5 protein-coding genes are annotated in these 1,372 nt (G+C 60.9%); 4 read left to right on the top strand and 1 reads right to left on the bottom strand.

What is annotated here, in order from left to right; genetic code table 11:
- The 4 genes from MFF13_RS24775 to MFF13_RS24765 all read left to right on the top strand — a co-directional run.
- A partial coding sequence (locus tag MFF13_RS24775) for a hypothetical protein (protein ID WP_238273238.1) occupies nt 1–188 on the top strand: 188 nt, incomplete at its 5' end.
- A gap of 148 nt (nt 189–336) precedes the next feature.
- The gene (locus MFF13_RS26675; RefSeq protein WP_505744305.1) at nt 337–594 is read left to right on the top strand and encodes a hypothetical protein; all 258 of its coding nucleotides are present in this window, start codon (nt 337–339) and stop codon (nt 592–594) included.
- Nucleotides 595–627: 33 nt separating this feature from the next.
- Entirely contained in the window at nt 628–888 is a 261-nt protein-coding gene (locus MFF13_RS24770) for a hypothetical protein (protein WP_238273237.1), read from the top strand.
- Nucleotides 885–1,064, top strand: coding sequence for a hypothetical protein (locus MFF13_RS24765; RefSeq protein ID WP_238273236.1), 180 nt, complete (start codon nt 885–887; stop codon nt 1,062–1,064). The genes MFF13_RS24770 and MFF13_RS24765 overlap by 4 nt, the downstream gene beginning before the upstream one ends.
- A 73-nt stretch (nt 1,065–1,137) precedes the next feature.
- On the opposite strand, the gene MFF13_RS24760 is transcribed toward MFF13_RS24765, so the two are convergent.
- On the bottom strand, nt 1,138–1,372 hold a 235-nt coding region (locus MFF13_RS24760), incomplete at its 5' end, for a MucR family transcriptional regulator (protein ID WP_238273235.1).

Below are 1,372 nucleotides of genomic sequence, written 5' to 3'. Positions count from 1 at the left end.
GGCCTGAAAACAGCGCTTACCAACGATCCGCGCTTGTCCTCGAACGAACAGCGTCGCCGTCGTTCGGCCCCCTCAAGCAACTCGACCCATATAGCCCCGACCCGCTGACCTCAACGCCAGCATTATGGTCAGGCTTCAGCCGAGTGCGCGATGCCATCAACCGCGGCCATCACCGGACGCGTACTTGATATGTGATCCTGGTCCCAAGCGTCCGCAGTTGGACAGTGCCATTGAGAGAAGCTGCTGGTGCTGTACGAGTGCTCGTACAGACACAAGGTCTGCCGACCGTTGCCGCGCTACACTGGCCAACGGAGAGGCAGCGTGTCAATTCAGGCTATGACCGAGCTGGATGGGAGGCGCTGCGAAGTGAAGGTTGACGGAGCTTGGCTCGCTGTCAGCCTCATCGAGGCGCAGGGGAAGTACGCAAAGGCTGAGAAACGCTGTCCGGTTTGCCACGGCCGCGTCGCCGTCGCCGGTTCGTACACCTCAGTTGTGAAGCGTACGCTGATGCATCGCCGGGTCCACGATGGTTGCCCCCTCATCTTAAGGGCTTACCGCGGCACACCTTCGTTGCATCCAGAAGCGGTGGAGTAGCTTTAGGCTGATGGCGACTTCGGAGAAGTGGCAATGAGCACCACGATCACCCGCGACTTGCTCAAGGCCAAAATCGTCACCGACGACGAGGTGAGCGCCGCCGTGGACGTGTTCATGACAGACCTGACGACGCGCCTTTTCCGGTTCAAGAGCGGTCACAGCTTGGATCTCGCCAACGCGGTGAGGGTACATCAGCCGGCAAAAGCGGCCGTTGCCCATCCGGACAGGAACGAAAAATTTCGGCGCGGAATGGTGCGGACTGCGATCCTGATGGGGTGCATCGAGGCACCATGAGCGACGATCCCTATCGAGAAGCCGCCGACGTTCTTCGCGGGATGGGCTGGAAAGTGGAGCCTGCCGGCGATGAACTCGGCCTATGGCTGGTAGATGGGGAGCAGCTCGGTGATGCCGAACTCATGGGAGTTGTCCGCCTCATTAAGCTGATAAACGGACCCGACATGATCCAGTAAAACCTACCGACACCACGCCGGCCAAACGCAGACCGGCGCAGTGTCGGTTTGAACTTTCGAGCAGGTCTTCGGATCACTCCGCCGCTTGCTGAAAGCGCAAGCGCTGGTTCTGCCCGATTGTGCGGGAGATCAGGGAGCGACGCGCGCTGTAGCTGGGCGAGACAAAGGGATAGTCGACCGGGAGGCCCCACTTGGCACGGTAGGCCTCGGGCGACAGCCCTCTCATCGTGAGATGCCGGCGCAGCGCCTTGTAGGGCTTGCCGTCCTCGAAGCTGATGATGGCATCCGGCGAGATCGACTTGCGGATC

Origin of the sequence: Methylobacterium cerastii, assembly GCF_022179125.1 — a bacterium.
Lineage (GTDB): Bacteria > Pseudomonadota > Alphaproteobacteria > Rhizobiales > Beijerinckiaceae > Methylobacterium > Methylobacterium cerastii.
Note: the sequence above shows the minus strand (reverse complement) of the source record. Positions and strands in the feature narration are given on the sequence as shown.

Coding starts and splice junctions, on each gene's coding strand:
- MFF13_RS26675 (WP_505744305.1), top strand. CDS start 337: ATGACCGAGCTGGATGGGAGGCGCTGCGAAGTGAAGGTTGACGGAGCT.
- MFF13_RS24770 (WP_238273237.1), top strand. CDS start 628: ATGAGCACCACGATCACCCGCGACTTGCTCAAGGCCAAAATCGTCACC.
- MFF13_RS24765 (WP_238273236.1), top strand. CDS start 885: ATGAGCGACGATCCCTATCGAGAAGCCGCCGACGTTCTTCGCGGGATG.